Origin of the sequence: Bradyrhizobium sp. 604_D8_N2_3 (assembly GCF_051810765.1) — a bacterium.
Lineage (GTDB): Bacteria > Pseudomonadota > Alphaproteobacteria > Rhizobiales > Xanthobacteraceae > Bradyrhizobium > Bradyrhizobium barranii.
Genome location: NZ_JBPWPM010000001.1, coordinates 7375204 through 7396535, shown reverse-complemented (window position 1 = coordinate 7396535; position 21332 = coordinate 7375204). Strand labels below are relative to the sequence as shown.

At 63.4% G+C, this 21332-nt stretch carries 32 protein-coding genes; 15 read left to right on the top strand and 17 right to left on the bottom strand.

From position 1 onward, the window contains the following. Nucleotides 1-33: 33 nt before the first annotated feature. Nucleotides 34-249, bottom strand: coding sequence for a hypothetical protein (locus AB7245_RS35520; protein ID WP_085405166.1), 216 nt, complete (start codon nucleotides 247-249; stop codon nucleotides 34-36). 236 nt (nucleotides 250-485) lie between these two features. On the opposite strand from AB7245_RS35520, the gene ettA reads away from it, so the two are divergent. Then, nucleotides 486-2135, top strand: a complete 1650-nt coding sequence (gene ettA, locus AB7245_RS35515; protein ID WP_085405165.1) for an energy-dependent translational throttle protein EttA — start codon at nucleotides 486-488, stop codon at nucleotides 2133-2135. Between the two features lie 7 nt (nucleotides 2136-2142). Continuing rightward, nucleotides 2143-3369, top strand: coding sequence for a lytic murein transglycosylase (locus AB7245_RS35510; RefSeq protein WP_085405164.1), 1227 nt, complete (start codon nucleotides 2143-2145; stop codon nucleotides 3367-3369). Nucleotides 3370-3468: 99 nt separating this feature from the next. Here AB7245_RS35510 and AB7245_RS35505 read toward each other — a convergent pair whose 3' ends face one another. Together AB7245_RS35505 and AB7245_RS35500 are read right to left on the bottom strand one after the other, a co-directional pair. Then, on the bottom strand, nucleotides 3469-3750 hold the full coding sequence (locus AB7245_RS35505) for a hypothetical protein (protein ID WP_071910256.1): 282 nt from the start codon (nucleotides 3748-3750) through the stop codon (nucleotides 3469-3471). A 211-nt stretch (nucleotides 3751-3961) separates the two neighbouring features. Next, nucleotides 3962-4288, bottom strand: a complete 327-nt coding sequence (locus AB7245_RS35500) for a hypothetical protein (RefSeq protein ID WP_063981473.1) — start codon at nucleotides 4286-4288, stop codon at nucleotides 3962-3964. Nucleotides 4289-4422: 134 nt separating this feature from the next. Between AB7245_RS35500 and AB7245_RS35495 the strand changes: the two genes are divergently transcribed. From AB7245_RS35495 to bfr, 3 genes are all read left to right on the top strand, one after another. Then, complete coding sequence (locus AB7245_RS35495) at nucleotides 4423-4719, top strand: hypothetical protein (protein WP_085405318.1); 297 nt, start codon at nucleotides 4423-4425, stop codon at nucleotides 4717-4719. A 161-nt stretch (nucleotides 4720-4880) separates the two neighbouring features. Then, nucleotides 4881-5153, top strand: a complete 273-nt coding sequence (locus AB7245_RS35490; RefSeq protein WP_063981474.1) for a (2Fe-2S)-binding protein — start codon at nucleotides 4881-4883, stop codon at nucleotides 5151-5153. 131 nt (nucleotides 5154-5284) lie between these two features. Continuing rightward, complete coding sequence (gene bfr, locus AB7245_RS35485) at nucleotides 5285-5773, top strand: bacterioferritin (RefSeq protein ID WP_014492874.1); 489 nt, start codon at nucleotides 5285-5287, stop codon at nucleotides 5771-5773. A gap of 172 nt (nucleotides 5774-5945) precedes the next feature. On the opposite strand, the gene AB7245_RS35480 is transcribed toward bfr, so the two are convergent. Beyond that, nucleotides 5946-6548: a pyridoxamine 5'-phosphate oxidase family protein gene (locus AB7245_RS35480; protein WP_028156299.1), complete on the bottom strand. Its 603-nt coding sequence runs from the start codon at nucleotides 6546-6548 to the stop codon at nucleotides 5946-5948. 170 nt (nucleotides 6549-6718) lie between these two features. Here AB7245_RS35480 and AB7245_RS35475 point away from each other — a divergent pair, with 170 nt between their 5' ends. Both AB7245_RS35475 and AB7245_RS35470 read left to right on the top strand, forming a co-directional pair. Next, nucleotides 6719-8143 (top strand): S8 family peptidase, encoded by a 1425-nt coding sequence (locus AB7245_RS35475; protein ID WP_085405163.1) that lies wholly within the window; start codon nucleotides 6719-6721, stop codon nucleotides 8141-8143. A 45-nt stretch (nucleotides 8144-8188) separates the two neighbouring features. Then, the gene (locus AB7245_RS35470) at nucleotides 8189-8431 is read left to right on the top strand and encodes a hypothetical protein (protein WP_085405162.1); all 243 of its coding nucleotides are present in this window, start codon (nucleotides 8189-8191) and stop codon (nucleotides 8429-8431) included. Nucleotides 8432-8436: 5 nt separating this feature from the next. On the opposite strand, the gene AB7245_RS35465 is transcribed toward AB7245_RS35470, so the two are convergent. The 3 genes from AB7245_RS35465 to AB7245_RS35455 form a co-directional block, all read right to left on the bottom strand. After that, nucleotides 8437-8790 carry a hypothetical protein gene (locus AB7245_RS35465; RefSeq protein ID WP_028152315.1) on the bottom strand — a complete coding sequence of 118 codons (354 nt, stop codon included), beginning with the start codon at nucleotides 8788-8790 and terminating at the stop codon, nucleotides 8437-8439. A gap of 197 nt (nucleotides 8791-8987) precedes the next feature. Further along, a complete protein-coding gene (locus AB7245_RS35460; RefSeq protein WP_085405161.1) occupies nucleotides 8988-9329 on the bottom strand; it encodes an MmcQ/YjbR family DNA-binding protein in 342 nt (113 codons plus the stop codon). Between the two features lie 18 nt (nucleotides 9330-9347). Continuing rightward, complete coding sequence (locus AB7245_RS35455; RefSeq protein WP_085405160.1) at nucleotides 9348-10409, bottom strand: alpha/beta fold hydrolase; 1062 nt, start codon at nucleotides 10407-10409, stop codon at nucleotides 9348-9350. A 242-nt stretch (nucleotides 10410-10651) separates the two neighbouring features. Between AB7245_RS35455 and AB7245_RS35450 the strand changes: the two genes are divergently transcribed. After that, nucleotides 10652-10918 carry a DUF2277 domain-containing protein gene (locus AB7245_RS35450; RefSeq protein WP_085405159.1) on the top strand — a complete coding sequence of 89 codons (267 nt, stop codon included), beginning with the start codon at nucleotides 10652-10654 and terminating at the stop codon, nucleotides 10916-10918. A 95-nt stretch (nucleotides 10919-11013) separates the two neighbouring features. Then, nucleotides 11014-11253: a hypothetical protein gene (locus AB7245_RS35445; protein ID WP_028152311.1), complete on the top strand. Its 240-nt coding sequence runs from the start codon at nucleotides 11014-11016 to the stop codon at nucleotides 11251-11253. On the opposite strand, the gene AB7245_RS35440 is transcribed toward AB7245_RS35445, so the two are convergent. The 3 genes from AB7245_RS35440 to AB7245_RS35430 form a co-directional block, all read right to left on the bottom strand. Then, a complete protein-coding gene (locus AB7245_RS35440; protein ID WP_439035487.1) occupies nucleotides 11250-11765 on the bottom strand; it encodes a collagen-like triple helix repeat-containing protein in 516 nt (171 codons plus the stop codon). The two genes, AB7245_RS35445 and AB7245_RS35440, sit on opposite strands and share 4 nt — an antisense overlap. A 108-nt stretch (nucleotides 11766-11873) precedes the next feature. Continuing rightward, nucleotides 11874-12122 carry a helix-turn-helix domain-containing protein gene (locus AB7245_RS35435; protein WP_071910270.1) on the bottom strand — a complete coding sequence of 83 codons (249 nt, stop codon included), beginning with the start codon at nucleotides 12120-12122 and terminating at the stop codon, nucleotides 11874-11876. Nucleotides 12123-12326: 204 nt separating this feature from the next. Further along, entirely contained in the window at nucleotides 12327-13094 is a 768-nt protein-coding gene (locus tag AB7245_RS35430; RefSeq protein WP_085405157.1) for an SDR family NAD(P)-dependent oxidoreductase, read from the bottom strand. Between the two features lie 111 nt (nucleotides 13095-13205). Between AB7245_RS35430 and AB7245_RS35425 the strand changes: the two genes are divergently transcribed. Beyond that, nucleotides 13206-13691 (top strand): molecular chaperone DnaJ, encoded by a 486-nt coding sequence (locus AB7245_RS35425; RefSeq protein WP_085405156.1) that lies wholly within the window; start codon nucleotides 13206-13208, stop codon nucleotides 13689-13691. A 106-nt stretch (nucleotides 13692-13797) separates the two neighbouring features. Here the strand turns inward: AB7245_RS35425 and AB7245_RS35420 are convergent, their stop codons facing one another. The 3 genes from AB7245_RS35420 to AB7245_RS35410 form a co-directional block, all read right to left on the bottom strand. Continuing rightward, nucleotides 13798-14049: a hypothetical protein gene (locus AB7245_RS35420; protein ID WP_085405155.1), complete on the bottom strand. Its 252-nt coding sequence runs from the start codon at nucleotides 14047-14049 to the stop codon at nucleotides 13798-13800. Nucleotides 14050-14288: 239 nt separating this feature from the next. Beyond that, nucleotides 14289-14549, bottom strand: a complete 261-nt coding sequence (locus tag AB7245_RS35415) for a hypothetical protein (protein ID WP_085405154.1) — start codon at nucleotides 14547-14549, stop codon at nucleotides 14289-14291. Between the two features lie 197 nt (nucleotides 14550-14746). After that, the gene (locus tag AB7245_RS35410) at nucleotides 14747-15130 is read right to left on the bottom strand and encodes a RidA family protein (protein ID WP_085405153.1); all 384 of its coding nucleotides are present in this window, start codon (nucleotides 15128-15130) and stop codon (nucleotides 14747-14749) included. A 529-nt stretch (nucleotides 15131-15659) separates the two neighbouring features. Between AB7245_RS35410 and AB7245_RS35405 the strand changes: the two genes are divergently transcribed. After that, a complete protein-coding gene (locus tag AB7245_RS35405; protein WP_085405152.1) occupies nucleotides 15660-16094 on the top strand; it encodes a hypothetical protein in 435 nt (144 codons plus the stop codon). Between the two features lie 110 nt (nucleotides 16095-16204). Here AB7245_RS35405 and AB7245_RS35400 read toward each other — a convergent pair whose 3' ends face one another. The 3 genes from AB7245_RS35400 to AB7245_RS35390 all read right to left on the bottom strand — a co-directional run bounded on the left by AB7245_RS35400 (nucleotide 16205) and on the right by AB7245_RS35390 (nucleotide 18137). Beyond that, nucleotides 16205-16897: a glutathione S-transferase family protein gene (locus AB7245_RS35400; protein WP_085405151.1), complete on the bottom strand. Its 693-nt coding sequence runs from the start codon at nucleotides 16895-16897 to the stop codon at nucleotides 16205-16207. An 11-nt stretch (nucleotides 16898-16908) separates the two neighbouring features. Next, complete coding sequence (locus AB7245_RS35395; protein ID WP_085405150.1) at nucleotides 16909-17301, bottom strand: hypothetical protein; 393 nt, start codon at nucleotides 17299-17301, stop codon at nucleotides 16909-16911. Nucleotides 17302-17486: 185 nt separating this feature from the next. After that, on the bottom strand, nucleotides 17487-18137 hold the full coding sequence (locus AB7245_RS35390) for a glutathione S-transferase family protein (RefSeq protein ID WP_085405149.1): 651 nt from the start codon (nucleotides 18135-18137) through the stop codon (nucleotides 17487-17489). Between the two features lie 166 nt (nucleotides 18138-18303). Here AB7245_RS35390 and AB7245_RS35385 point away from each other — a divergent pair, with 166 nt between their 5' ends. Together AB7245_RS35385 and AB7245_RS35380 are read left to right on the top strand one after the other, a co-directional pair. Continuing rightward, nucleotides 18304-18741, top strand: coding sequence for a VOC family protein (locus AB7245_RS35385; protein WP_085405148.1), 438 nt, complete (start codon nucleotides 18304-18306; stop codon nucleotides 18739-18741). A 182-nt stretch (nucleotides 18742-18923) separates the two neighbouring features. Next, nucleotides 18924-19652 carry an SDR family oxidoreductase gene (locus AB7245_RS35380; protein ID WP_085405317.1) on the top strand — a complete coding sequence of 243 codons (729 nt, stop codon included), beginning with the start codon at nucleotides 18924-18926 and terminating at the stop codon, nucleotides 19650-19652. Between the two features lie 116 nt (nucleotides 19653-19768). Here AB7245_RS35380 and AB7245_RS35375 read toward each other — a convergent pair whose 3' ends face one another. Next, nucleotides 19769-20338: a mismatch-specific DNA-glycosylase gene (locus AB7245_RS35375; protein WP_094184514.1), complete on the bottom strand. Its 570-nt coding sequence runs from the start codon at nucleotides 20336-20338 to the stop codon at nucleotides 19769-19771. Between the two features lie 82 nt (nucleotides 20339-20420). On the opposite strand from AB7245_RS35375, the gene AB7245_RS35370 reads away from it, so the two are divergent. Together AB7245_RS35370 and AB7245_RS35365 are read left to right on the top strand one after the other, a co-directional pair. Further along, nucleotides 20421-20639 (top strand): HTH-like domain-containing protein, encoded by a 219-nt coding sequence (locus AB7245_RS35370; protein ID WP_085405147.1) that lies wholly within the window; start codon nucleotides 20421-20423, stop codon nucleotides 20637-20639. Between the two features lie 132 nt (nucleotides 20640-20771). Beyond that, on the top strand, nucleotides 20772-21263 hold the full coding sequence (locus tag AB7245_RS35365; protein ID WP_135214818.1) for a hypothetical protein: 492 nt from the start codon (nucleotides 20772-20774) through the stop codon (nucleotides 21261-21263). Nucleotides 21264-21332 lie beyond the last annotated feature (69 nt).

Here is a 21332-nt window from a genome sequence, read left to right as displayed (position 1 = left end):
AATCCGATAGGAGATCCGATAGGGGGGAAGGGTTCAGAGGTCGCGTTGCTTGAGGCGGAACGGCGTATCAATGCCGTGCTTGGCGCGCCAGGCGGGACCGGGACCACGCATGTAGTGCAGCTCGGGGCGGTAAGGGTTGAAAGCGGTAGCGAAGAAACGCTTCCAGAAGCCCTTGATCTCCGTGACGAGTCCGGAAGCGCTACCGGCTCGTGCCGGAACGGCGATGGAATTGGTCTCGATCAGAGCCATGATGTGGCCTCGCTGTTCTCCCCGTCGCTTCTGCCGCGGGTGGCGTCTTTTTCGGCGCCATGACGAGCTTTGGCCCACTTTATTAAAAAATGGTTTCAATTGTCCGGATCGGCGGCCGGATGGTGTCCATCCCGTATTCAACCGTGGTGAACGGAGGGAAAACATTGCCCTTTGGGGGCGGGATCGTTACATCGGCGGCAAGCAAATTTCCTCAAATCGAAGGTTTCACGGGACCGATGGCGCGCCAGTTCATCTATTTCATGCAGGGCCTGACCAAGAGCTACCCGACCCGGAAGGTGCTCGATAACATTCATCTGTCGTTCTACCCGGACGCCAAGATCGGCGTGCTCGGCGTCAACGGCTCGGGCAAGTCGACGCTGCTCAAGATCATGGCTGGCCTCGACAAGGAGTATAACGGCGAGGCCTGGGTCGCCCAGGGCGCCCGCGTCGGCTATCTCGAGCAGGAACCGCATCTCGATCCGGCGCTCTCCGTGCGCGAGAACGTCATGCTGGGTGTCGCCAAGCAGAAGGCCATTCTCGATCGCTACAACGAGCTGGCGATGAACTATTCGGAAGAAACCGCCGACGAGATGACCAAGCTGCAGGACGAGATCGAGGCCCAGGGCCTCTGGGATCTCGACAGCAAGGTCGACCAGGCGATGGACGCGCTGCGCTGTCCGCCCGACGATGCCGATGTGACGAAACTCTCCGGCGGTGAGCGCCGCCGCGTCGCGCTGTGCAAACTGCTGCTCGATCAGCCGGAATTGTTGCTGCTCGACGAACCGACCAACCATCTCGACGCCGAGTCCGTGTCGTGGCTGGAAGGTCATCTGCGCAACTATCCCGGCGCGATCCTGATCGTCACCCACGACCGCTACTTCCTCGACAACGTCACGAGCTGGATTCTCGAGCTCGACCGCGGCAAGGGAATTCCCTACGAGGGCAACTACTCGTCCTGGCTGGTGCAGAAGCAGAAGCGGCTCGAGCAGGAAGGCCGTGAAGACGCTGCGCATCAGAAGACGATCGCCCGCGAGCAGGAATGGGTCGCGTCCTCGCCGAAGGCGCGTCAGGCCAAATCCAAGGCGCGCTACCAGCGCTACGAGGATCTGCTCAAGCAGGCGAGCGAGAAGCAGACCCAGACCGCGCAGATCATCATCCCAGTTGCCGAGCGGCTCGGCGCCAACGTCGTCGATTTCGAAACGCTCAGCAAAGGCTATGGCGATCGCCTGCTGATCGACGATCTTACCTTCAAGCTGCCGCCTGGCGGCATCGTCGGCGTGATCGGCGCCAACGGCGCGGGCAAGACCACGCTGTTCAGGATGATCACCAAGCAGGAAACGCCGGACAAGGGCACCATCACGGTCGGCGAGACCGTGCATCTCGGTTATGTCGACCAGTCGCGCGACGCGCTCGACGGCAACAAGAACGTGTGGGAGGAGATTTCCGGCGGCAACGAGCTGATCCTGCTCGGCAAGAAGGAAGTGAACTCGCGCGGCTATTGCTCGTCGTTCAACTTCAAGGGCGCCGACCAGCAGAAGAAGGTCGGCGCGCTCTCCGGCGGTGAGCGCAACCGCGTGCATCTCGCCAAGATGCTGAAGTCCGGCGCCAACGTGCTGCTGCTCGACGAACCGACCAACGATCTCGACGTCGATACGCTGCGCGCGCTCGAAGAGGCACTGGAAGATTTCGCCGGCTGCGCCGTCATCATCAGCCATGACCGATGGTTCCTCGACCGCATCGCAACCCACATCCTGGCCTTCGAAGGCGAGAGCCACGTCGAATGGTTCGAAGGCAACTTCCAGGACTACGAGAAGGACAAGATGCGCCGTCTCGGCCAGGACAGCATCATTCCGCACCGCGTGAAGTACAAGAAGCTGACGCGGTGATTTCGGCATGATGCGGCGGGCGCTCATAGCTGCGGTGATCGCTATCATCTGCGGCCTGTCGCCCGCCCGCGCCGCCGACGCCGCCTTCACGCAGTTCATCGCCTCGCTCTGGCCGGAGGCGCAGGCCGCCGGCGTGTCGCGCGCGACATTCGATGAGCAGACGCGCGGGCTCGAGCCTGATTACAAGCTGCCCGATTTGATCCTGCCCGGACGGCCCGCGACCGGCGCACCGTCGCAGGCCGAGTTCGTGCAGGTGCCGGCCGACTACGTCAAGGAAGCCTCGATCGCGCGGCTTGCGGGCGAGGGGCAGCGGCTGCTGCAAAAATATCGTCCGGCGCTGAGCGAGATCGAGAAGAAATCCGGCGTGCCGGCCACCATCATGCTCGCGATCTGGGGCCGCGAGACCGATTACGGCCGCTACACGCTGCCTTACGATCTCGTGCGCGTGCTGGCGACGCAGGCCTATGTCGGGCGACGCAAGGACACCTATCGGAACGAGTTCATCCTGTCGCTGAAGATCCTCGGCGAGGGCGTGGTGACGCGCAAGGACATGCGCTCGTCCTGGGCGGGTGCCACCGGGCTCACGCAATTCCTGCCGTCCGAATATTACAAGCACGGTGTCGACTTCGACGGCGACGGCCGCATCGACATCTGGCATTCGGTGCCGGATGCGCTGGCCTCGGCCGCGCAGCAGCTCGTCAACAAGGGCTGGCAGAGCGGCGTGCGCTGGGCTTACGAGGTGCAGGCGCCGGCCAAGGTCGATTGCACCAGCGGCGTGCCCGAGGTGACGAAGCCGATCGGCCAGTGGCTGCGCGAAGGTTTTGTGCCGGTGCGTGGCGAGAAGCTGAGCGCTGCCGAGCAGGCGCAGCCGGCCTCGCTGCTGCAGCCGGAAGGCATTTACGGCCCATCGTTCCTGACGACGAAGAACTACTTCGTCATCAAGGAGTACAATTTCTCCGACCTCTACGTGCTGTTCGTCGGCCATCTCGGCGACCGCATGACGAGCCCGCTGCCGTTCGCGACACAATGGGTGGCCTCCAAGCAGTTGCGCACCAAGGACGTCGAGACCATGCAGCGCGGGCTCACGCGCGTTGGGCTCTACAAGGACAAGATCGACGGCAAGGCCGGGATGCAGACGCGCGCGGCGCTCGGCGCCTACCAGAAGTCGGCAGGCCTCAAGGTCGATTGCTGGCCGAGCGAAGAGGTGCTGCGCTCGATCCAGGCGGCGCGGTAGCGGCCTTAACTCTTCGCCAAAGAAAAAGCCCGGCCGAGGTGCTCGGCCGGGCTTCGATCGCGGCGCGGATGCGCCATGCGATCGGATCTTGCGATCAGATCAGTAGCAAACGCGAACCGGGCGGACGACCCAGCCGTAACCGTCCCAATAGCGCTGGCGCTGCCAGTAGCAGGGCGCGGGCGGCGGGGGCTCGGCAATGTAGACCGGTCCGCCATAGGCGGGACGGCTCGACGCGATGGCGCCGCCGACGATGGCGCCACCGATCAGGCCGGCTGCGATGCCGGCGCCGACGCCGTCATGGGCCTTCGCGGACGGAGTGGCGGTCACCAGCGAACCGGCGATCGTCGCAACCGTGAGGGCGGCAACAAAAGTCTTCTTCATGCTCTTGGCTCTCCTGGGAGATGGACGTCCCTTGTTAGGAGCGCCCGGGTTTCAAAGGTTCACGCACACTCTGATGAAATCGACCGTGCAGCTAGGAAGCGCGCAATTGGTCAATCCACGGTAAACGCGCACGGAGCTGTGACGAGAAAAAGCGGTCTTTTTCAGGCCCGGAGATGAACGGCGCGTCCGTAGTGAACCGGTTCAGCGCGCCTCAGCCACAGACTCTGACGCGGCGGGTGCGCCAGGCGTAGCCATCCCAGAAGCGCTGCCTCTGCCAGACGCAGCCGTCACCGTAGTAGTCGTCCGCGACATAGCCGGGACCCGGCGCGTAGTAGCGGGGCGGGTAGTAGCCGGGGCCATAGGAGTAGCCCGGACCGGGTCCGTAATAATACGGAGAAGCCAGCGCGCCGCCGACAATGGCGCCACCGATGATCCCGGCGGCCACGCCGGCGGCGACACCACGCTGAGCGTGGGCCGGTGTCCCGGCCGTGAGGGCCAGGGTGGCGACGGCGGCGACCGTCAGTAAGAACTTCTTCATTGGCGTGACCTTTCGCACAAACAGGCGGGAACTCTTTGGGGGTAAAGTTCCATACTTCGTTTGAATGATCAATGAACGGCACCTTCGCCGAGGACGACCAATTAATGGATCGCAGGTCCGCGAGGGAGACGACGATGGGCAACGCGATGATGAATACTTTGATCGCTGCCGGGGTCATTTTCGCGATTGGCTATGGCTGGTTCGCCCATCTCCAGAACCGCGGCCGGCGCTCGCGCGCGGGTGCTGGTAGTGACGGAGGGAGTAGCGGCGACGGCTATTCAGCGGCCAGCGACGGCTTCTCGCTGGGGAGCTGGTTTTCCAGCGACAGCTCGGGGAGCTCGAGCGACAGCTGTTCCAGCAGCGATAGCGGTAGCAGTGGCGGGGATTGCGGAGGTGGCGGCGATGGTGGTGGAGGCGGTGGCGGTGACTAGGTCCGCCAAGATCTTGATCCAGTGCAACTCCCTATTTTAGAGCCGTTCTAGGCTGTTTCCGGGCTAGTTTGGAATAGCTTCAAATACCGGTTTTTCCCTTTGCATCCGGACGGCCCCTTAAATATCGATGATGACGCATCACCGAAGGGCCTGCCGCTTCCATGATCGTTTGTTCCTGTAACGTGCTGAGCGATGACGACATCCGCGCCGCGGTCGCCGAGTCCGACGACGCCGTACGTCATGCCAAGCAGGTCTATGGATGCCTCGGCTGTAGCGCCGAATGCGGCCGCTGCGCCCGTACCATCAAGACCATCATCGACGAAACTCTTGGCCCCTGCGCCAAGTCCTGCTGCTCGGGCTGCCCGCACAGCCACACCGTGGCCGCCAATGACGAGACGGCGGAACTCCCCCGGTTCGCCCTCGCGGCCTGCTGAAAACTTCCGCAATTTCGGCTGAGCTTTTCCCCGGCTGCGTCCCCGTGGCCGGTTGCTCTCGTCCTTAAACTGATTTAGAAGCGTTCTAAAGTCGGTTAGGGCCGATTTGGACGCAAGATTTGGAGTGCATCATGCAGGGCGACGCAAAAGTCATCGACTATCTCAACAAGGCGCTGCGCCACGAGCTGACTGCAATCAACCAATACTGGCTGCACTACCGCTTCCTCGACAATTGGGGCCTGCGGGACATGGCCAAGGTCTGGCGCAAGGAGTCCATCGAGGAGATGGAGCACGCCGACAAGCTCACCGAGCGGATTCTGTTCTTCGACGGCTTCCCGAACATGCAGGTGCTCGACCCCCTGCGCATCGGCCAGAACGTCAAGGAGATCATCGAGTGCGATCTCGCCGCCGAGATGAGCGCGCGGGCGCTCTACCAGGAGGCCGCCGGCTATTGCAACGGCGCCAAGGACTACGTCACCCGTGACCTGTTCGAGAAGCTGATGAGCGACGAGGAACACCATATCGATTTCCTCGAAACCCAGCTCGACCTGATCGGCCGCATCGGCCTCGAACTCTACACGCAGAAGCACGTCGGCGGGCTCGAGGGCGAGGGCCACTAAGCTCCGGCACCGGCTCTCTCCTTCGTCATGGCCGGGCTTGTCCCGGCCATCCACGTTTGGCCGCGCGACGAAGACGTGGATGCCCGGGCCTTCGCCTCGCCGAAGCGACTTCGGCCGCGCAGGCGGGTCTAGCCCGGGCATGACGGTTCTTTCGAGCGGCGAACGCTCTCACCTACAACTGCGTCTTGTAGCGCTCTTCCACGATCTCCTGGCTCTCCGGCTCCCCCAGGCCCGTCTGGTCGTGAATGACCTGGCCGATGCTGGGCATCACCGAGCGCTGCACCTTCTCCGGTGACCACAGCTTCGAGCGCATCAGCGCCTTGCCGCAGTGGAAATAGACTTCGCTGACCGCGACGTTCAGGACCGCGCGCGGCGGCTTGCCGAATTCCACCATCGATGCGAGCAGGTCCGGATCGGCCGAGAGCGTGCCGCGTCCGCCGACACGCAGCGTCTCGTCGATGCCGGGGACGAAGAACAGCAGATGCACGAAGCCCGAGCCTTCGACGACGTTGCGAAAACTGTCGATCCGGTTGTTGCCGGCACGGTCAGGCATCAGCACCTGGTTGGGGCCGGCGACATGGACGAAGCCAACCCCTCCGCCGCGCGGCGATGCATCGACGCTGCCGTCGACGCCTGACGTAGCGAGCACGCAGAACGGCGACATCTCGATGAATTTCTTCGCATGCGCATCGATCGCGGGACGCGCCTTTGCGATCACGCGCGGGCTCGGCTTGGCATAGATGGTGGCGAGGTCTTCGGCGCAGAGATCGGTCACGAAGGTCTCCCTGATTGAGGGGCACAGGATAGCATTCTCCGGCTCGACCGCTATCCCCGAAATAGCAGGTGCGGCCCGGTGTAGCCACGGCATGACGCAGGTGGCGTAGACCAGAAATTTCGCTTATAACGGGTGTCGTACTTTGTTGCTTTTCAAGCGAGGAATTCGTCATGGCCCCAACGCAGGCAATGCGGGTCGCGGGCGATCGGCCACGCCGTCGCAAGCATGTCCCGGGACAATTGATCGTTCGGTTGAAGCCGGCCGCTGCCCGGCAGATCGCGGCAGCCTCGCTTCAGGCGACAACGTCACGCGCGCTGATGGCTGCGATGCCCGATGACGTCAGAGGTCCGATCGATTTCCTGCGCGACAATTTCGGGCTTCAGTCGATGAAGCCGCTGTTCGTGGTCGGCGACGATGAGGCGCCCGCGCAGCCCCAGGCGATGGCTTTGGCCGCGGTCCATCGCTCGATAGCACGCTCCGCAACGGCGCCGCCGCGGGAGGCTCTGGCCGGATTTCAGATCGTGCAGTTGAAGGACGGGAAGGTCGATGCAGGCATCCTGAAGCGCCTGCGCGCCTCCAGGGCGGTGGATCTGGTCGAACCCGTTCCCAACCGGTGGCTCAGTGCCGCCGCCGATCCCATGAAGATCCGGCAGTGGGGCCTTCGCGCCATCAGATGGTTCGATCGACCGCGGCCAGGTGCGGGGCGGGTTCATGTCGCTGTGCTCGATAGCGGCGTCGACGCCGGACATCCCGATCTCGTGGACGCGATCGAGGACTACAGGCACGACGGCAACGGACCGCGTGATTTTCTCGGTCATGGCACCCATGTCAGCGGCACGATCGCGGCCGTGGTCAATAACTCGGTCGGTATCGCAGGCCTGGCCAATTGCCGGTTGCACTGCTGGAAGGTGTTCGACGATCCCAAGCGCGCATGCGACGACGAGAATTTCAACTTCGATTTCTACAGCAAGGCGCTTGCGGCCGCGCTCGATTCCAACATCAAGGTCATCAACCTCAGCATTGGCGGCGAGGACCATTCAAAGACGGAAGCGACGGCCTTCGCCGAACTGATCGAGGCCGGTGTCATCATCTCCACCGCGATGGGGAACGAGTTCGAGGACGGCAATCCGAAGGAATACCCGGCGGGCTACCCGGACACGATCGGAGTCGGCGCCGTCGACGAGTCCCATCGGCGCGCCTCGTTCTCCAATTCGGGGAAGCATATCAAGCTGGTGGCGCCGGGCGTCAACATCCTGTCGACGGTGCCCCGGGTGAAGGCAAGCTTCGCCGACCATACCAGCTACGATTCCTGGCCCGGGACATCGATGGCAACACCGCATGTGACGGGCGCCGCCGCGCTCGTCTACATCAACAAGCCGAAATCCAGGGCGTCCGGGCTTGCGGTCGCCAGGCGCCTGATCGCGACAGCGATCAAATTGCCGGCGATGCGAGGCAAGGATTTTACGCCGGAATACGGCGCCGGCCTGCTGGATGTTGCCGCTGCACTCGGCCGCGCGAAAGCGGCCAAGAAATCGGGCAGGAAAACTGCCAAGAAAACTGCAAAGGCGAAGCCGGCGCGAAAGAGGCAAAAATAGATTCTGCGACCTTGAATGGGTGCGGCGAACGGCTAGCTTCTGAGCATGTCCGTGCAATTCAAATTCCACGACCATGTCGATCAGCGCCGGCGGCGCAAGATCATCAAGACCCTAGGCGATGCCGGCTACGCCGCCGAGAGCCTGTTTCCGGGACAGAAGCGGCAAAACCTGGCCGCGATCTTCACCGTCGCCGAGGCCGACGCCAAATCCGTTCGTGCCGCGCTCGACGATTTCGGCGATGACATCGAATATGTCGAGGCCTCGCCCAGGCGAGACCTCAAGGCCTGAGCGGCCTACACCGCATCGGCCGGCACGAAGCAACTGATGATGATCGCGCCGCGATGGTGGACGTACCACACCACGGCCTGGCCGACCGGATTGCCGCGATCGCGGATGATGGCGCGCTCGGGCACCTCCATCCACTGTCCCTCGATCGGTACCCAATAGGTGCCGCCTCGCACATCGTAGTCGGTGCGATGGCCGTCGGAGATGTCGCAGCAGGGCACGCCGTTCGGCGCGATCACGCTCTTGAACCAGGCGCGGATGTCGGGCGGCACGTGGTCGTATTGGCCGTTGTCGAACGCGAACGCGGCGCTCGTCTGCGCCATCGTCGCGGCCAACCAAACGCACAGCGCGAGCCTGTGCATGCGAACTCCTCCCTGCGTCGCGCGCCGACTGCGCGCGATCGCGTCGCGTTCGATTCGTATCGTTGATGCGATTAAGCCCGAGCTGTCAGCGTAATGCATGCTCAAATAATATGCGGCGCGAGAGGCGCCGCATATGATGCGTTGCGGTATGGGCGGCCAGCCAGGCGCACAGTGCGAACCTGCACGTACGGTCCTTCCTATCGCGTCTCAAGCGATGCAAGCAGCGACTTAGGCGCGACATTGCGCCATGCCATCTCGAGTGCGCTCCGCAACGTGACCTGATCGATCTTCGCCAGCTTCACATTCGTGCTGCCGCTCCTGCCCCAGGCGCCGGGGACCGGACGAAACATCTCCGGTTCCGCGTCGATAAGCACGGCCTGCTGGTCGGGAGTGAGCTTCACCATGCCCCATTTTTCATCGGGATAGCCCAGCGTCGCGAACACGCGCTTGCCGACACGAAAGTCGGCATGGCCGTGATGTGCGCCCTCGATGACGCCGGGAAGCGCCAGCGCAGCCTTGCGAAAGCGAGCGTTCGACATGCGGTCTTGCTGCTCGGCTCACATCGTCCGCTGCGGCGCGGTTTGCAGCAATTGCCTGACCTGCTCGACGTAGAATTTCGCGTTGCCGGTGGTGCCGTGGCCGCGCGTCTCGGTGCTCGCGGGGATCAGATACAGCTTGCCGTTCTTGACCCGCTTCATTGCCGCGTCCGTGATCCCGGTCTCCGGTGGGTTGCGCTCGTCGTCGGCGGAGTTGATCAGCAGCAGCGTCGCCTCGATCTGCTCGAGCTTGTCGCCGGCATTGTAGTCTTGCGAGGAGCCCCACTGGTAGAGGAAGTCGTTGGCATCCGCCGTGATCAGTGTCGCCAGCCGTTCGTCGACGATCTTGTCGGCCTTGGCCGCGGTCGGCGCCTGCTGCTGATAGGCCAGAGTGCCGCCGATGCTGGCGATGCCGTAGGCGGTGATGGCGTATTTCATCATGCGCGGCTGGCTGGTGTAGTTGCCGCCGTTGTAGTCGGGATCGTTGCTGATGGTGTCGAGCATAATCCGCCGCATCATCCAGTTGCGTGAGGCCATCTCGGTCGGCTGCGAGGCCATCGGCACCAGCGCGTCCATCTCCTGCGGATATTTCTCGCCCCACAGCCAGGTCTGCATGCCGCCCATCGAATTGCCGATCACGAGCCGCAGATGTTTGACGCCGAGGCCTTCCTTCACGAGGCGATGCTGCGCCTCGACCATGTCGTCGTAATTGTATTTCGGGAAGCTCGTCTTCATGCCGTCGGACGGTTTTGACGATTTGCCGTGGCCGATCGCGTCGGGGATGATGATGTAATATTTGGACGCATCGAGCGGCTGTCCCGCACCGAACAGCTCGCCGGCGAAGGCGGGCGACAGCATGCTCGCGCCCGAGCCGCCGGTGCCGTGCAGCACCAGCACGGGCTGGCCAGAGGGCTCGCCGACAGTGGTGTAGTGCAGCTTCAATTCCGGCATGGTCTCGCCGGTGTGCAACTTGAAGTCCTTGGCGATCCAGTCGCCTTGCTTCGGCGCTGGATAATCGGCGGCCATAACCGGCGTTGCGATGGACAGCAGGATGGCCGCTAGCGCCGCGCAAGACGTTTTCATGTTTCTCTCCCCATGCGGCTCATGGTCGGCCGCGTTGGACGCGATCTTATCAGCTGGTCACGGAGGATCGAGACCGGACCCATCATCGCCCCCCGAAAAACATTCCCCGATGGTGCGGCGCGCAAGGGGAATAATTGCGGATCAGATATGGCTGGTCCTGCCTATGACACGGCTGCGCCCGGGATGTAGGATTTCGGCCTCGCCAATCGTCCTCAGGGGAACACCGCTACGGGAGAGCCTGCATGTGCCGCAACATCAAGACGCTGTTCAACTTCGAGCCGCCCGCGACGGAGGACGAGATCCACGCCAGCGCGCTCCAGTTCGTGCGCAAGCTTTCCGGTTTCAACAAGCCGTCTCAGGCCAATGAAGAGGCCTTCGAGCTTGCGGTCGCGGAAGTGTCGGCGACTGCGCGAAAGCTCCTGACCTCACTGCATACCCATGCGCCGGCGCGCGACCGTGAGATCGAGGCGGAGAAGGCCAAGGAGCGTTCGCGGCTGCGGTTCGGTTAGGCGGTCCTGCGTCCATTCCGTGATCTGGCTCACGGTGAGAGCGGCCTCAAATTGCGATGACGTCCGCCGGGGTTTTGACAGCCCGGAGCACGACCATGAGCCGCCCCCTTATTCCTCTCAGAGCAGGTGCCGTCACCTTCACCGTGCTGTGGACCGCATGGATGATGTGGTGGAGCGGCTCCTACAGCAGCGTCAACCTTGTCATCCTGACGCTGCTCGGCACGCTGGTCGGCTATCTCTGGTACCGCGCCATGCGCTGGCAGTTCGAGCGCATGGGCATGCTGCCGCGCAAGGATGAGTCCTCCGGGGCGTCGAAGCAACTTCCGCCCGGCTAGTCCTTGTGGCCGTGCTTCTTCTTTTTCTTCTTCTTCCGGTGATCGTCGCCTTCGCCTTCGCCTTCGCCTTCGCCTTCGCCGTCGTCGGCCTCGTCATCGACGATCGCCTCTTCAACCTCGTGCACGGCGGCTTCCAGCGCCTCGCGTTCGGCAGCTTCACGCTCGCGCTGACGGCGGCGCTCGTCCCAGGCGTCGAAGAGTTGATCGAGCCACGGCAGCACCTGCTCGATCGACGGCAGCTGGCCGGGCGGTCCGGGCTCGCCGCGAGGGCCTTGCGGCCCCTGCGGCCCGGCCGCGCCCCGAGCACCGGCTTCGCCGGGCTTGCCCGGCAGGCCGGCCTTGCCTTGCGCTCCGGCCTTTCCGGCCGCCCCGGGCTTGCCTTGCGGTCCCGGCTTGCCGCGCTGGCCGTCTGGGCCGCGCCGGCCGGGATGCCCCTGCGGCCCTGGCCGTCCGGGTTCGCCCTGCCGTCCGCGCGGACCTTGCGGTCCCTGCCGTTTCTGTTCGTCTGCCACGCCGCTGCTCCCTTGACCGGAAGCAAGCTACTTAGCGGCGTTTGACGACAGCAGCAATTCCGCCGACGCCTTGCGCCGGGCTTGATCAACACCAATCGTGCCCGCGTGCTAGTCGTGATACGCGGGCACGTCGATGCCGGACGCTGCATAGATCCTGATCTTGTTGCGCAACGTGCGCACCGACAGGCCGAGCACGCGCGATGCGCGCGTGCGGTTGCCGTCGCAGCGTGCGAGCGTCTGGAGCACGAGCTCGCGCTCGACCTCGTCGACGGTCGCGCCGATCAGCAGCGGAACGATTTGGTTAGGGGCAAGAAATTGCGCGCCCGGATCGGACGCAGCCACATGAACAGTGGTCATCAACACACCTCCCGATCAACGCCCGCTTCCATCTTTGGAAGCGATCGAGAACCAACGGCCCCCTAGCCGTAGATCTACGGTGGGCGGGTTTGGTTAACGAGTGGTTAATCGCGGACGATCGCACCAATTGACCTTGGGATTGCCGCGAAGGTGCCGCGATTGGCACGGGATGCATAGCGATGCGGGCCGATTTTGCGCGCCCGCTCACACCGTCCGGTACCCGCCGTCCACCATCACGATCGTCCCCGTGACATAGGCCGACAGATCCGACGCCAGGAAGATCGCGGGGCCCACGATGTCCTCGGGCTTGCCGGTGCGCGCCAGCGGGGTGTGATCGACGAAGGCCTGCACCAGCGCCGGATTGGTCGCGCGCACGTTGGCGTTGATGTTGGTCTCGATGAAGCCCGGCCCGATCGCATTGACGCGCACGCCTTCCTTGCCGAGCTCGGCCGCGAGCGCCTTGGTGAAGCCGAGCACGCCGTGCTTCGAGGTCGTATACGCCGCCGAGCTCGGCGTGCGCAGATGCACGAAGGACTGGATCGAGCCGATATTGACGATGCGGCCCCTGGCGGCCCGCAGCGGCGCGAGGAACGCCTGCGTCACGTTGAAGACGCCGTTGAGGTTGAGCGAGATGATGTCGTTCCAGTCCTTCGCCACCGTCTCCGTGTCCGCGGTGAAGGCGTTGCGTCGGGTGATGCCGGCATTGTTGACGAGGATCGAGACCTGCCCGACCTTGTCGGCGACCTGCCTGGCGAGCGCAAAACAGTCGTCACGCTTGGTGACATCGAGCGCAAAGCTCTCGGCCTTGCCGCCGGCCTTGCGGATCTCCTGCGCGGCCTCCGCGACCGTGTCGGCGTTGACGTCGAGCAGCACCACTCGCGCGCCCTCGCGGGCGTAGCCGGCCGCGATCGCCCGGCCGATGCCGGATCCGGCGCCCGTGACGACGGCGATATGGTTTGCGAGCAATGCCATGACAATTTCCCCCTGGATTCGTTTCGAAGTTTCATGAAAGGCTAACTCGAAATTAAGGGGTCGGAAACGGCCGCCTTGGCATACTGATCTTCATTGCTAAACGTTGCGCGCATGATGGGACGGCTTGAATCCTGGAAACTCGCTCTCGAACGCCTGCGGTCGGCGCAGCCGGCCGGCTGGGCCGAGGCGGGCCGGCTCGTCGCCGAGATCGTGCGCATGAGCACGGATGCCACGCTGCGCCAGGCGGCCGAGCAGGCGCTTCCGGTGCTGCGCCAGGCCGTGGACAATGACGATCACAGCGTCACGCTGGCGGCCCAGCGCCGCATCGGCGTGATCCTCGAGGTCGTCCATGATCTCACCGCGCCACGCTTCGGCCGCCGCAACGCCATGCCGAAGAAGCTCTCGAGCGAAGATCGTGCCCGCAGGATGCTCGGCCTGCCGCTTGCCGTGCAGCTCACCTGCGACGACATCAACCAGGCCTACCGTCGCGCCGCCAAGGGCAAGCATCCCGACCAGGGCGGAAGCGCGCAAGCCTTCATCGACCTCGCCGCTGCGCGCGACATCCTGATCCATCCCGGCGCGCACAAGGACGCGTGAGGGCGCGCTGTCGCTGCGCCTCGTCGGTCCGCTCTGTGCAGGCAAAAAAAGAGCGGGCAAGAACGCGTCGCGCCCTTGCCCGCTCGTCGATCCGCCGATCGAAATCTTACCAGGTGCAGTGACCGCTCTTCAACGCGTGATCCTTCAGCACGAGTGCGTCGACGAAGGTCGGCACGGTCGTGCTGACGCGGGCGTAGTCGGAGGGCCACGGCGCGGTCGGGATGCTCTCGTCCCAGATCTGGCAGAAGCCGGTGTCCTGCCAGCGGATCAGGTGATAGCTGGCTTCGGCAGGGCTCGCGGCGACGAAGGCAGTGACGGCAAGACCGGCAGCAGCGCACAGCACGGAAATACGACGCATGATCAGCTCCTCAAATGAAAGATGTGATGCGCCTCCCGACAATGACGGGGAGGCATGGTGTGGGGCGCTTTTGGGGATGCGCCCCGGACAAGTTGTGAGTAGCTCCGCCGGCCGATCAGGTTCAAAGCGTGCGCGCAGGAAATGCGTCATTTGAGCCGGAAAACCAGCGCGCGCCTGCAAAGGAAAAGGGCGGGTCGCTCGCGCGGCCCGCCCTCAAAATCAAATTGGTCGCGTGACGCTCAGAGCGTGCAGCGGCGCTCCGAACGCAGCTTGATCTGGAGATCCGAAGCCGCGGTGAAGGTCGGGACCGGCTTGCTGACGACCTTGTAGGTCGACGCGCCCCACTGGAACGGCTTGTACTTCAGGTCCTCGTTCCAGACCTGGCAGATGCCGGTGTTGTCCCAGCGGATCACGTAATAGCCGACCGCCGCCGACGCCGGCACGGCAAACACGGAGGTGGCGATGCCGGCAACGGCACAGAGGGCGAGAACGCGACGCATGAAAAATCTCCTTGTGGGGATGTGGGACCCGAAAATCCGTGCGGTAAAAGCAGGTCCTTGGCAAGCCGAGGGGCGGCCGTTTCACGGATATGTCAGAGGGAGCCGTGCACTTGGTTCGGCCGAGTGCCCGACAAGACACATACGCCAAGACTCATACGCCAAGACACATGCGCCAAGACACATACGCTAAGCGTGGCTCACTTCGCCAGTGATGCAATTGCCTCGATCTCGATCAGCATTTTCGGGTCGGGCAGGGCCTGCACGACGCAGGTGGTGCGCGCCGGGTAGGGCGGCGGGCCGAACGCGCCGGCATAGAGTGCGTTCATCGCGGCGACGTCGGAAGCGCGCGTGAGCAGCACGTTGACCTTGACGAGATCGCGGACCGTCGCGCCGGCCTCGTCCAGCACGCGCTTGATGTTGACGGCGACGTTGGCGAACTGCGCCTCGAAACCGTCCGGCAGCGCGCCATTGCCGTCGAAGCCGGGAATGCCGGAGACGAACAGGAGATCGCCGACACGCGTGGCAAAGGACAGCGGCGGCGCCTTGACGTGCGGCGGGGGTGCGAAATGCTGGATCGACATGGGATCACCTCGGATGGAACGGTCGCGTCGCCCACACGAGCGTAGCGACATGCGGGGGAGTTGCAATCGGCATTGGGGAAGGCTGGTAAAACAAAAACGCGAAAACAACCCCATGCACCGTAGAAATCGTGAGCGTTTCAAATTCGGTATAGCCGAACAATTCGCTTGCTCCGTCGGGCAAAACAGGGGCAGAATGGCATCATGGCGGTGGTGCCGGTAGGTGGCCTCAAACTCCGCCGTCATGCCCCGCGACCCGGCTACGCCAAGGCTTCGCCGGGGCTGAGGTCCAGGGGCGCCGAAGCTTTAGCGTAGGCGGCAGGCGGGGCATCCAGTACGCCTCGGCTTCTTCGCATCTCATTGCCGTCTCGGCGTACTGGATCGCCCGGTCGAGCCGGGCGATGACAGTTGAATGCGCTGCTGCGGCAGACGCCTCACGGCTGCTCCATCATGTTGCCGCCGCGATCCATCGGATACATTCGCTGCGTCTGATTCGAATCCTCCCTTGAAAAATAGCCCCCGGAGACGCCCCATGAAGCTCGCTACCACCTTCCGCGCCGCGCTGGTCGCCATTGCCGCTCTGGCCGGCCTTTCGACCTCGGCGCTGGCCGACGGCGGCACCGTGGTGCTGACGATCTACAAGGCGGGCTGGATCATCGGCGGTTCGGGCGGCTCGGGCGTGCTGAACTTCCGCGGTCGCTCGTATGGGCTCTCGACCGGCGGGCTCGACTACGGCCTCGTGTTCGGCGGCTCCAAGACCGTGCTGCGTGGCCGCGTCTCCAACATCAACCGTCCTTCCGACGTCGCCGGCGTCTATGGCGCGGCCGGTGCCGGTCTTGCCGTCGGCCGTGGCGCTCGCGCCATCGTGCTGACCAACCAGAAGGGCGCGGTGCTGGAGCTGTCGGGCTACCAGACCGGCCTGATGGCGAATGCGGATCTGAGCGGGCTCGCGATCACGATGCGGTAAGGCGCGAGGCGTAGGGTGGGCAAAGCGAAGCGTGCCCACCATTCGTACCGCAAATGCGGATGCATGGTGGGCACGGCGCGCAAGGAGCGCGCCTTTGCCCACCCTACGAACTACGAACTCACCGCCGCATGAATCCGCTCGCAATGCGCGACGAGATTGGCGTGCGCATCGACGAAGGCCTTCAGCGGCGTCGGGATCGGAAAATAATAGATGTTGGCGATGAAGCCGTAGATGCCGGCATCACAGCTGGTCGGCGCTGCGCCGTGGACGAAGCCTGCCGTAGGCACGATCTCGGCCAGCACTTGCAGATCGGCAAGCCCCCGCGCGTAGGCCTGTTCGGGCGTGTAGCGGCCGATGCCCTGGTAATAATAGCGCTGCGCGTTGTAGGCCTTGGCTTTCTCGAATCCGGCCGCGTCGATCTGCGGATGCTGCGCGATGAAGGCGTCGCGGAATGCCGGATAGAACCGATCGTCCTTCCAGCGCGAATACGACATCACCCAGTAGAGATCGTCCAGCATGCGGGTGACGAGATGATTGGTCCGCCGTGCGTCCGGCGACAGCGCGGCATCGATGCTCAGACGATATTTGGCGATCGCATGCGCAATGATTGTCTCGCTGTCGCCGATGGTCTCGCCGTCGTCGACGACGTAAGGCAGCTGCCCGCGCGGCGCGGCAGAGGCATCGAAGACGTGCTCGTGCACGAACGGCACGCCTGCTAGCTTCAGGAACGCGTAGACCTTGAGGCCGTAGCCGTTGTTGTCGGCGACGCCGAACAGTTCCGGATAGGAATAGAGGGTCAGCATGGTCGCTCCCTTCAGCGCGATGGCACCTTGGCGTGTTGCTCCGTCGTGGCCGCTTGCGCGGCCTTGCTGGCGCGGATCATCAGGAACGCGCCGGAAGAGCCCTGCAGCTGCCAGCGCCCGTCGATTTCGGTCGCCTCGGCGTTCACCGTGCCTTCGTAATGGACCGTGTCGTAGCCGTGGCCGGGCGGCTCGTAGTGTTTGACGAACGAGACCGCGTTGCCGGAGCGCTGACCCGCGATCGAGGCGTTGTGGGTGCGCAGCGGGCATCGCGGGTTCGAGCAGGGCTCGGTCACGCTTCCGCTGAGCGCGCCGCCGGTTTCGACCAGAGTTGCGGTGAAGGTGACCATTCCGGTGCCCGGTTGAATGTAGCTGCCATCCCAGACGCCGGAGAGATCGTCGCTCATGGCGGTGCCTTCCTGCGGGCCGGTTGATATCAGGCTCTTCCACCTCAAGTCGTATCGCCGGAGCGACGGGCTGGCAACTGTCCTTGCGCATTGTGCGCAGCGTCATTCGATCGGAGGACGCCCGGCGTCGCCCGTTCGACGTATTAATTCGGGGTGATGTACCGCTTCAGTGAGAGGCGCGGCCTCTATCTGCTGGTCGATGCGGCGGTGAACACCGCCAGTTGCGCATCGAACGCCCGCCGGAATGCAGGCCGCGCTTCGCCGCGGGCGACATAGGCCGAGAGGTCGGGATATTCCTCCAGCAGGCGAGATGCATTCAACCGGCGCAGCACCGTCACCATCATGAGATCGCCGGCGCTGAACGCGCCGTCGAGCCACTCGGCCTCGCCGAGGCGACGCGACAATTCGCCGAGCCTGATACGGACCCGATCCTTCAGGACCGGCAGCCGCTCCTCGTACCAGCCCTTGTCGCGCTCGAACAGCATCGTCATCCCGAACTCGACGATCGGCGGCTCCAGCGTGTTGAGCGCGGCAAACATCCATGCGATCGCGCGGCTCCTCGCATTCGCATCCTTTGGCAACAATCCATCATGGCGTTCGGCGATATGGAGCACGATCGCGCCGGACTCGAACAAGGCGAGATCGCCGTCCTCATAGGTCGGAATCTGCCCGAACGGATGCAGCGCAAGATGGGCGGGGTCCTTCATCGCCGCGAACGACACGAGGCGGACGTCGCAGGGCAGGCCCACTTCCTCGAGCGCCCAGCGAACGCGCATGTCGCGCGCCTGCCCCTTGCCGCGGTCGGGTGAGTTTTCGAAGGCTGTGATGGTGGGCATCTGGCGGCTCCGGGGTGATCGGCGTTGCATTCAAAGGACGAACGGCCGGCTCGGGTTCCGACAGGGGCGCCGTAAAAAGTCCGGCGCCCGTGTCGGAACACCGTTCCGCCGCTCGTCCTTGCAGCGATGGTCGCGCGTCCGGTCCAAGACGAAAGGATACAATTTCATGACGTCAATCACGCCGTTCCTCTGGTTCGCCAACAACGTCCAGGAAGCCGTCGCCTTCTACAAAGCGGTGTTCCCCAACGCAAAAGTCGAGACCGTCAGCGACCTCATGGCGGTGTTCGAACTCGAAGGCCAGCGCTTCCACGCGCTCAACGGCGGGCCGCAATACCGCTTCACCGAGGCGGTCTCGTTCTTCATCAGCGTGGAGACGCAGGCCGAGGTCGACTACTTCTGGAGCCGCCTCACTGCCGACGGTGGCGAGGAATCCCGATGCGGATGGCTCAAGGACAAATTTGGACTGTCCTGGCAGGTGATCCCGTCGGCGCTCGGCCGCTACCTCGGCGATCCCGACCGTACCAGAGCGAACCGCGTCATGCAGGCGATGATGGAGATGCGGAAGATCATCATCGCGGACCTCGATAGGGCGTATGCGGGGTGACGGTGCCGTAGGGTGGGCAAAGGCGCGCTCTTCGCGCGCCGTGCCCACCGTTCTTCCGGATTTGTTGAGAGATGGTGGGCACGGCGCAAGAGCGCCTTTGCCCACCCTACGAAGCCAACCATCCGCATCGCCAATTCGCCTTGCATCGCTATACTGACGACCATCAGCAGGATGGTGATCCCATGGGAAACGAATTGGAAGGCAAGGTTGCTGCCGTGACCGGGGCCGCGTCGGGCATCGGGTTGGCGAGCACTGAAGCAATGCTGGCCGCGGGCGCGCGCGTGGTGATGGTCGACCGCGACGAGGCCGCGCTGAAGGCGCTCAGCAACAGGCATGGCGACGCCGTGATCCCGCTGGTCGTCGACCTCCTGGATCCCAGGGACTGCGCATCGTTGCTGCCGCGCGTCCTGGAGAAGGCAGGCCAGCTCGACATCCTGCATGCGAATGCTGGCACCTATGTCGGCGGCGATCTGGTCGATGCCGACACTATGGCCATCGACCGGATGCTGAACCTGAATGTCAACGTCGTGATGAAGAACGTGCACGACGTGCTGCCGCACATGATCGCGCGCCGGAGCGGCGACATCATCGTCACGAGCTCGCTGGCGGCGCATTTTCCGACGCCCTGGGAGCCGGTCTATGCGTCGTCCAAATGGGCGATCAACTGCTTCGTCCAGACGGTGCGGCGCCAGGTCTTCAAGCACGGCATTCGCGTCGGCTCGATCTCGCCCGGCCCGGTCGTCACCTCATTGCTCGCGGACTGGCCGCCGGAGAAGCTGAAGGAAGCCAGGGAAACGGGTAGCCTGCTGGAGGCCAGTGACGTGGCTGAGGTCGTGATGTTCATGCTGACACGGCCGCGCGGCATGACCATTCGCGACGTGGTCATGCTGCCGACCAATTTCGATCTTTAGGGCGGCAACGGGTGTTCTAACTCCTCATGGTGAGGAGGCGCGAAGCGCCGTCTCGAACCATGCAGGCCCGGATGTCGCCTGCGGCCATCCTTCGAGACGACCGCTGCGCGGTCTCCTCAGGATGAGGTCTGTGGGGGTTGAGCGTCCAACGCAGCGATCCACGCCGCAAGCTCCCGCCAAGGCTCCAGCGTCCAGTGACCGGACGCAGCGCCGGACGGCGAGGGCAGCACGAACACGTCGGGGAGCTTCTCCTCGCGCGGCTGCCGTCCCAGCGCGATCCCACTCGACGGCCTGCCGTAAAACAAGCTCGCGGCCTTCTTGCTCGTGAACGCAATCGTCCGCGGCCGATATGTTTCGATCTTGGCCCTGAAGCCGGGCACGTCGATCGTTTCAGTCGCGATCTGATGATCCATCCCGGCGCCCGACTTGGAGAGATCGGTGAAGCCGATCCCGAGTTCGAGCAGCATGGCGAACTCGCCCGGCTGATACCGCCGCGGCGTGATGCCGGCTTCATGGATCGCGCGCCAGAACCGGTTGCCGGGATGGGCGTAGTAGTGTCCGACCGCGGCCGAGCGCGTGCTGGCGGCGGTGCCGACGAAGACGAGGCGGAGGTTGGGGCGGAGCTGATCGGGGAGGCGGTGGGGGATTTCAGGCAAGTCGACAGCTTCTAGGTTTGCCAGTTGCATAAGAAAGCTCAGCCGGTCACAAATGCGTCCATTCAACCCGTGACACCAACAAGCGCACTAAAAGATTAAGAGGGAGCTCTCCGTGATCGTTCAAGAGTTGGCGGATCAGTTGCGCCAAGACTATGACACCGCCGAAGAAGGCAAGAAAGTGATAGCTATTCATCTGTTCGGCATTCGGTGGGCGAGTCAACTCGAAGGAATATCTTGTAAGGAGGTCGCTATCAGAGCTGGCATCCACGAATCGTACGGAACCGAAATTCGAAAGGGAGTTAACCTAGCCGAGTACGTCTCCATTCGATGAGTCTTCGATACCGAATTCTTAGCTTGAGCTGTTGTAGCCCGCATGAGCGGAGCGATATGCGGGAAAGCAAAGACCCCGGATATCGCTGCGCTCATCCGGGCTGCGCTTGCTAACTCGACTGGAGTGCTTAACGTGATTGATCCCGAAAATTGGCTCGCAAATCGTGCTCTTGGCTACGCTCAACTGAATGAGCGAGAACGGGCTGCCATTGCGCACTTTTCTCTTCTATGGGGCCTGTTTGAGTTACAGGTAATGAACGCGCGGGCAAACGCTGTGGGTCTTGTTAGGAAAGTAGAGGATTGGGATTCGACGAGAGGACTCCAGCGCGATCCATTTGAAGGTGCGTTTCACTATTTCAGGTCTCGCTATTTCTTGAATGGAACCTTCGGTGATCTCTTCGAAGGACTAAGATTTGGACGGAGCGATTGCCGGAAGTTGGTCGAGGAGGCTCTGAGCCAAGAACAGCCAACTCCGAAGGACATGATTGCGGCGTTATTGTTGATCACGTATCGGCTGAGGAATAATTTATTCCACGGCGAAAAGTGGGCCTACGGAATTCGGGATCAACGCCAAAATTTCGAGAATGCCAATCAAGTTCTAATGCGGGCGCTGGAGTTGAGCTAGCGGACGCTAAGGCTAGCCGTTCCGCGAAGGCGCTCGGTCAAAGAGCGATGGTAGGAGGCTCTAGTTACA